The organism is Rhodococcus sp. 15-725-2-2b (genome assembly GCF_002259075.1).
In the GTDB taxonomy this organism is placed as follows: Bacteria; Actinomycetota; Actinomycetes; order Mycobacteriales; family Mycobacteriaceae; genus Rhodococcoides.
This window is the reverse complement of record NZ_NPFL01000018.1, coordinates 74946-82570: the sequence shown is the minus strand read 5'-3', so window position 1 is coordinate 82570 and position 7625 is coordinate 74946. Positions and strand designations below refer to the sequence as shown.

At 63.9% G+C, this 7625-nt stretch carries 6 protein-coding genes and 1 rRNA gene; 2 read left to right on the top strand and 5 right to left on the bottom strand.

Going from position 1 to position 7625, the window contains the following annotated elements; all coding sequences use genetic code 11:
- The 3 genes from CH306_RS20775 to CH306_RS20765 form a co-directional block, all read right to left on the bottom strand.
- Nucleotides 1-72: ribosomal RNA gene (locus CH306_RS20775) — 16S ribosomal RNA — on the bottom strand; the annotation flags it as partial.
- Nucleotides 73-655: 583 nt separating this feature from the next.
- Nucleotides 656-1930, bottom strand: coding sequence for a tyrosine--tRNA ligase (gene tyrS / locus CH306_RS20770; protein WP_094647848.1), 1275 nt, complete (start codon nt 1928-1930; stop codon nt 656-658).
- A 38-nt stretch (nt 1931-1968) separates the two neighbouring features.
- Nucleotides 1969-2613, bottom strand: coding sequence for a DNA-3-methyladenine glycosylase (locus CH306_RS20765; protein ID WP_094632462.1), 645 nt, complete (start codon nt 2611-2613; stop codon nt 1969-1971).
- A gap of 79 nt (nt 2614-2692) precedes the next feature.
- On the opposite strand from CH306_RS20765, the gene CH306_RS20760 reads away from it, so the two are divergent.
- On the top strand, nt 2693-3424 hold the full coding sequence (locus CH306_RS20760) for an ABC transporter ATP-binding protein (protein ID WP_094647847.1): 732 nt from the start codon (nt 2693-2695) through the stop codon (nt 3422-3424).
- Entirely contained in the window at nt 3421-4176 is a 756-nt protein-coding gene (locus CH306_RS20755) for an ABC transporter permease (RefSeq protein ID WP_032394285.1), read from the top strand. The genes CH306_RS20760 and CH306_RS20755 overlap by 4 nt, the downstream gene beginning before the upstream one ends.
- 78 nt (nt 4177-4254) lie before the next feature.
- Here the strand turns inward: CH306_RS20755 and CH306_RS20750 are convergent, their stop codons facing one another.
- Both CH306_RS20750 and CH306_RS20745 read right to left on the bottom strand, forming a co-directional pair.
- Nucleotides 4255-4461 (bottom strand): Trm112 family protein, encoded by a 207-nt coding sequence (locus CH306_RS20750; protein ID WP_032394286.1) that lies wholly within the window; start codon nt 4459-4461, stop codon nt 4255-4257.
- Between the two features lie 101 nt (nt 4462-4562).
- The gene (locus CH306_RS20745; RefSeq protein WP_094632470.1) at nt 4563-7580 is read right to left on the bottom strand and encodes an AMP-binding protein; all 3018 of its coding nucleotides are present in this window, start codon (nt 7578-7580) and stop codon (nt 4563-4565) included.
- Nucleotides 7581-7625 lie beyond the last annotated feature (45 nt).

Sequence of the window (7625 nt, the reverse complement as noted above, 5' to 3'; positions counted from 1 at the left end):
TTACCGCTCGACTTGCATGTGTTAAGCACGCCGCCAGCGTTCGTCCTGAGCCAGGATCAAACTCTCCGTAAAAGACTCTCGATCAACAGCCGAAACTGCGAATCAGTCATAAACATAAAGAGTCAAATCACTAGCAAAAAAACTCAACTAGCAAAACAAACAAAACCCTCTCACCTCAGACGGGAAGAATGAAGCAAGAAGGTGTCACACCCACACCCCAAAAGGCATGAGCGCCAAAAACATTCGGCACTGACATTCATCGACACACTGTTGAGTTCTCAAAGAACACGCACACACCAGTCACCGTCGAGCTGAAGCTCGTGGATGTCCGGGGCAACCGTTCCAGCTTAGATCAGATGATCGAGCGCAGTCAAACTGGCTTCTCATCCGTGAAGGGGTCGAAATCTTGCGATCCGATCGACTTCATCTTGTCGAAGGCGAACTCCGCGTCGCTCAGGCCTTGCGGTCTGGGCTGGCGTCCGTGTCGCTCTGACCTGGACAAAGTTACGCCCCGGATAACAACGCGTCAAATCCCCAGGTCGTTCACGGATAGTTCGCGTGAACGACCTGGTCGCACCGCGTCACTTACCCACCTGACGGGCGTCGTAACCAAATTACACGGATGTGACTCCGGCCACTGGCAGCCATCGAAAATCTAGCCGAGGATTCGGGCTCCGGCGAAGTTCCGCTTTCCGCGTCGCACCACCAACCACCGGCCGTGCAGGAGATCGTCCGCGCCGGGCGTCCACTCCTCGTCGGAGATCTTGACGTTGTTGACCGATGTGCCACCCTCCTTGACCGCGCGTCGGGCAGCGCCCTTGCTTTCGCTCAACCCGGTAGCGACGAGCAGATCGATGATGGTGTTCGGCGCACCCGCTTCGATATCCGCCACAGACGCTTCCTGTAGCGCGGCGGCGAGCGTCTTCTCGTCGAGTTCCGTCAGTTCGGCCCGCCCGAAGAGCGCCTGGCTGGCGAGTTCGACCGATCGCGTCGCCGCTTCACCGTGGACAAGCGTGGTCATCTCTGCGGCCAAGCGCTTCTGCGCTTCGCGCGCGTGCGGACGCTCGGTGGTCGCCGACTCGAGTTCTGCCAACTCGTCCTTGGACAGGAAGGTGAACCAGCGCAGGTACTTCACCACATCCGCGTCACCGGTATTCACGAAGTACTGGTACCAGGCGTACGGGCTCGTCATCTCCGGGTCGAGCCACAGGCTGCCGCCGCCGGTGGATTTACCGAACTTCTTCCCATCGGCGGACGTGACCAGCGGAACCGTCATTGCATGGACCGACTCGGCGTCTTGACGCCGGTTGAGTTCCACCCCGGCGATGATGTTTCCCCACTGATCGGAGCCACCGATCTGGAGGCTGCAGCCGTACTGGCGGCGAAGCTGCACGTAGTCGTTCGCCTGCAGCAGCATGTAGCTGAACTCGGTGTACGACATTCCGTCGCTCTCGAGCCTGTTCTTGACCGTCTCGCGAGCAAGCATCACGTTGATCGAGAAGTGCTTGCCGATGTCGCGGAGAAAGTCGATCGCGGACAATTCCCCCGTCCAGGCCAGGTTGTTCACCACCACTGCGCCAGTCGGGCTCTCGTCCATATCGACGAACCGCTCGAGCTGGCCACGGATACGCGACGCCCAGTCGGTGACGACCTCGCGGGAATTCATGGTCCGCTCCCCCACATCGCGCGGGTCACCGATGAGTCCTGTGGCACCACCGGCGAGAACGATCGGACGGTGGCCTGCCCGCTGAAAACGCTTGAGCGCCAGCAACGGCACGAGGTGCCCTGCGTGTAGCGAAGGACCGGTCGGATCGAAGCCGGAGTACAGCGTGATCGGGCCCTCGGATGTGGCCTTCTTCAGCGCGTCCACATCTGTGGACTGCGCGATCAGTCCACGCCAGGTCATTTCGTCGATGATGTTCTCACTCACGACGTCGATTCTCCTGCATGGACGCATCCACACGTCGGTCAGGCCTCCGAGCCACCGGGCGCGGCGGCGCGAGGACTCCGTTTGTAGCTCGATACCGACGGTGACCCGAGCACCCAGAAGCGCCACGGACGATCGGCCGCGGCACTCACCCCCACCCGTGGGCCGGATCCAACTATCTTCTCGTGCAGCGGGCGTTCGAGAAGGTCGAGGGTGACGGGCGACGACGCGTCGAACACGTCCTTTCCGTTGTCTTCCAGCGACACGCCCATTGCTCGACCGAGATTGCCCGGCCCGCGGGCCCAACCGGCCTCGACCCGCGCCGATCGTGGGCCGCGGCCGGCACGCCTGCTCTCGACGACGTGGTGGCCCGCCACCACCTCACCCGCACGAAGCAACACAGCAGCGGCCGTACCGTCCGGGCCGCAGCTCACGTTCACACAGAGATGCATTCCGTAACTCAGGTAGACGTAGAGACGACCTGCAGGACCGAACATCACCTCGTTGCGAGCGGTCTGCCCCCGGAAGGAATGCGCGGCCGGATCGGGCCACGGACCGTCGAGCGGACCACCGTAGGCCTCGACTTCGACGATGCGCACGGACACGTCGCCCACGGTGATGGTTCCACCGAGGATGCGTCGCGCTGCGTCGTCGGGCTCCCCGGTCTCCAACTCAACGGCATTCATCCCTCCTATGATGCTTCGCCCTTGACCACCGAGCGCGACGGGGCTACTACTGCAACATCCGACGAGTCTGGAGGCCGACATGGCGTTCACCGGTGAACACGCCGTCGACATCACAGGGCTGACGGTTCGCCGCGGCAAACGAACGGTGCTGCGCAGTTTGTCCCTGACGATCCCTCGTGGAGCCATCACGGGACTTCTCGGTCCGTCGGGCTGCGGCAAGACGACTCTGATGCGTGCGATCGTCGGCACTCAGATCGTGGACAGCGGAACCGTGACAGTCCTCGGATCTCCGGCTGGCTCGGCACCATTGCGCCGCACGGTCGGCTACGTGACCCAGGCGCCGAGTGTCTATCGAGATCTCACCGTTCGCGAGAACGTGCAGTACTTCGGGTCGCTGTACGGTCGCCGCGGCGCGGACGTGGCGTCCGCCATCGAGTCGGTCGGCCTGGCCGACCACGCATCGTCACGGGCGGGCGAACTCTCGGGTGGTCAACTGGGGCGGGTATCCCTGGCCAGTGCGCTCATTGCCGAACCCGAGCTGATCGTGCTCGACGAACCGACCGTCGGCTTGGATCCCGTGCTGCGCTCCGAGCTGTGGTCACGTTTCGCCGATATTGCAGCACGAGGCACAACGGTGCTGGTCTCGAGCCACGTGATGGAAGAGGCCGAGCACTGCAGCCGTCTCGTTCTGATGCGCGACGGCACCGTGCTGGCCCAATCGAGCCCTGACGCGCTACTCGCACGCACGAACGAAACGACCCTCGATCGCGCATTCCTGTCTCTCGTCAGATCCATGGAACAGACATCGTGAACGCGCGGATCTATGCAGCCGGCACCGGCCGCATCCTGCGCCAGCTCAGAGCCGACCATCGATCGGTCGCCATGGTGCTGCTCGTTCCGTCCCTGCTGATGGTGTTGCTGTACTACCTCTACCAAGACGTGCCGACCCAGCCGAACCAGCAGTCGTTGTTCGATCGGATCGCCATCACGATGCTCGGCATCCTGCCGTTCGTCGTCATGTTCCTGATCACGTCGATCTCGATGCAGCGTGAACGCACCTCCGGAACGCTCGAGCGCCTGCTGACGACGCCGATGTCCAAACTGGACCTGCTTGCGAGCTACGGGTCCGCCTTCTCGCTCGCCGCTGTCGGTCAAGCGCTGCTCGCGTGCACCGTCGCGTTCGGATTTCTCGGGCTCGACATCGAGGGCTCGGTCGGATGGGTTCTGGTGATCGCAGTCCTGGGAGCGATGCTCGGCGTCGCCATCGGACTGCTGTGCAGCGCGTTCGCTCGCACCGAGTTCCAAGCCGTTCAGTTCATGCCGGTCGTCGTGATTCCGCAGCTGTTCCTGTGCGGACTACTGGTGCCGCGAGACCAGATGCCGAACTGGCTGAGCGCGATCAGCGATGTTCTGCCGCTGAGCTACCTGGTCGACGCGCTCCAGGAGATAGCCCGGTACCCCGCGGCCACCGGCCGTATGTGGACCGACCTCGCCCTGGTCATGGCTTTCACCGTCGCCGCGCTGATCGGAGCCGCCGCGACATTGCGTCGTAGAACCCCGTAGTCGTAGAACGCCGTAGTCGACGAACCCAGTGGTCGACGAACCCAGTGGTCGACGAACGCGGGTGACCGACGGAAAGTACTAGGACGTGGCGCGCGACAGGATCGACTCGTGCTCGGCGTCGTCGACATCGCGGGCGTCGTCCGCGAGCAACACCGGGATTCCGTTCTCGATGGGATATGCACGCCGAAGACGCGGGTTGTAGAGCAGTTCCCCTTCGATCAACAACAGCGGTCCCTTGTCCACTGGGCACGCAAGAATGGAAAGCAGTGTCGAATCGATTGCCACGGGTGTCCTTCGTTCTGATCCGGTCGAACCGGAAGTGGTGTACTCGCTTACGCTACCGAACACGTTCCGTTCTGCCCTGAGTCATTGCTATGACGTCATTGCTACGACGATTGTTCGGCGGCGGCTTCTCGTCCGACGAACCGCTCGGCCACAACAGCTTTCGTCATTCGACGATAGCTGTTCGACTCGGAGTCGTAGTACCACGAACGCGCACTCGGCGTCGGAATGCCGACCTGCTTCAACGCCGTCGCGGTCGGTCGGTACGCGCGACCCACCGGAATTTCGGGCACCACGTGCACGATCGCCGGGCGCTCCGCCGGCAGCAGCACGCCGAGAGTGTCCGTCAACGCACGAGCGGTGATCACCGCTTCCGGTTGCAGCGATATGGCGCAGACGGCCACCTCGGTGGCCGATGCCTCGACGCGCACCGATCGTGGCCGATCGGACGTCACCCGCACTCCGTACACCACAGCCGAATCGACCTGGTCCAGGTCACCCACCGCGTCGACGATCGGTTGGGTGTACACCGGCCCGCAGGCCGATCGCACGACGGTGTCCTTGCGGTCGACGAGCCAGTAGTCGCCGTCGGAATCGCGACGGAACAGGTTCTCGGTGGGGATCCACGCGTCCGCGGGTTCGAATACTCCCCGCATGACGTGACTGGTCGCTTCGCCGTCTCCGCTCGGTCGGCCGAGGAGTAGTCCGATCTCGTCGTCGCGGCACTGTCGGACGAAGCCCTCGTCGTCCTCTTCGAGACGCCCGGTGATCGGGTCGTAGGCCGCCAATGCAACCCGTGCGCTACCGGGCAACGGGCGGCCCTTGGATCCGATCTTCGAGCCTGCGACGTTGGCCAGAATCACGTCGTTCTCGGTGGAGGCGTAGAACTCGAGTACCCGAGCCGGGCTGAATCTTGCGAGAGTGCGTCGCCACAGCCCCACCGGCATGCCGGATCCGATGAACAGCCGCACCGGGTGACCGGAGTCGACGGGGAATCGGCCGTCGTCGAGGATCTGACGCATCATCGTCCAGGTGTAGCTCACGACCGTGACGCCGTAGCGGTAGACCTCTTCGCTGAACCTCTCGGGCTCGAGACCACGCGACAGTGCGATCCGCGATCCGCCCGCGAGTGCACCACCGATCGTGACGAGGATTCCTGCCGAATGATGCAGCGGTGCAAGGCAATACACAGTATCGCCGGGACCGAGAGCAGCAGTGGTGGCCGTACCGAAAGCGGACAAGGCCCAGCGGTGGTTGGTGATGTATCGCGGTTCGAGACCGTGATCGGTAGTCGTGAACAGGATCATCGCCAGTTCGCGGGCACGACCCGGGTCCGGCTCGTACCACTGGGGCAAACGCACCGTGTCGGGATCGATGGCCTCGAGATCTGTGACCTCGTATCCGGACGGGACGTCGAGCGTCCGCGTGTCTCCGCCGCCGAGCACCAGGACGTTCGGTGTCACCGACACTGCAGCTGCCACGTTCTCCGGATCCGCGATCACCGTGTCGACGTCGACGGTCCGCAAGGCTGCAGTCAGGTCGCTGCCAGGCTGCAGCAGAACAGGCACCGCCCCGATCCGCGAGAGCGCCGCCATGGCAGCCAACGCGCTGGGGCGGGTCTCCATCAGCACTCCGATGCGCGACGCGGGCCGCACGCCGACGCTGATCAGACCGCGCACCACGTTGTCGATGCGAACGTTCACGGCATCGTAGGTGTGCACTCGATCGTCGAACAGGAAGCACTCGCCGTTCGGAGATTTACGTCCCTGTTCGGCGATCAAGCGGCCCAACGAGACTCGGCTGTGGGGCTGCATCTGCCCCAGGCGGGCGAGCCTCGGCAAGGTACGCACGGCTTCGGACGAGATCTCCCGGGTACCGCGCACCGCCCCCGTCGCGGCCGACGCCAGCCCGCGGCCGACACCGACGCCGACTTCGGCGATGGAGGCAGCGGTATGAATCAGTCGATTGGTGATCGACACTCCGCTGTCGCTGTCACCGTGATCCTCGCGTTCCATGACGCGGACCGCCTCGGGCCTGGGTCCGAGATCTTCCCGCCACCGAATCCAGTTTCCCGTCGTCGGCCACGTCTGCGCAGCCGCGGTACTGCCGACAACCAAGCCGAAATGGCCTGCGCGCAAGGTTGTTTCGAAGACCTGCGCACGCGGGGCAGCGCGCTGGATGCCGCGGACGGCGAGCGGTTGACCGATGTCGTCCACCTCGCCGACGAAGGCCAACACCGGCACCGTCAGTTCTGCCAGAGTCAACAGTCTGTCCTTGATGACAAACCCGCCGGTCATCATGCGGTTGTGCACGACGAACTGCTTCAACAACTCGGCAACGGCCGGGCCGGACCAGGCCACCCACCCGTCCATCGCCAGAAAGCGTCGCTGCGGCTCGCGTGGCAACAGTGCCTCACGGTCGTGCAACTGGCGTAGGAAATCCAAGCGCGACCGCACGGTCTTCGCCGGATCGAGCAATTGGAATCCCGTCCGCGCCATCCACCCCGACACGGCGAGCCGGGTGAACACATGGTCGGCCAGGAACTCCGCACCTCGCGTCGCCACTCCGGCCGGGATCCCGAGAGGCAAACCGGCGAGTGTATCGACCGGAGCCCCGAAGGTGATGAGACTGGCCAGATTTCGGCCGCCTCGGTAGGCGGCCGCCTGGTAGCAGAACATTCCGCCCTGGGAATAGCCACCCAGGTGTACATCGCGACCGGTGTGCTCGTGCACCTTGTCGACGACCTCGCTGATCGCCACCACGTGATCGGCGAGCGTGCGGCCCCATCCGCCTTCCTCGGTATCGGGCGAACCGAAGTCGACGACCCACGGATCCAACCCCATGCCGTGCAGGATTCCCGCCGCCCCTTGGTCGGTCGTCACGTCGTAGACGTCCGCGGAGACCATCATCGGAGGAATCAGCACCACCGGAGGACTGTCCGCAGGAACATCGTCGGGGAAGTAACGACGAAGCCGATACATCGGCTCGCGGTCCATCACCCGAAACGGTGACGGGTCCACCTCGGTCTCGAGCCCACCGAGACGGATGACCTCGAGACCGTTCTGCGCCGTGGCGATGGCACGGCGCAGTGGGCCGCGTACGGCGTCTGCATTCAGTCCCACAAGTACACTCCTGCGTTCGGCCCCGACGGAACGACCGGCATCGGT

Bases quoted from the DNA above. Each gene is read 5' to 3' on its own strand.
- CH306_RS20765 (WP_094632462.1), bottom strand. From the start codon at position 2,613: ATGAATGCCGTTGAGTTGGAGACCGGGGAGCCCGACGACGCAGCGCGA.
- CH306_RS20760 (WP_094647847.1), top strand. From the start codon at position 2,693: ATGGCGTTCACCGGTGAACACGCCGTCGACATCACAGGGCTGACGGTT.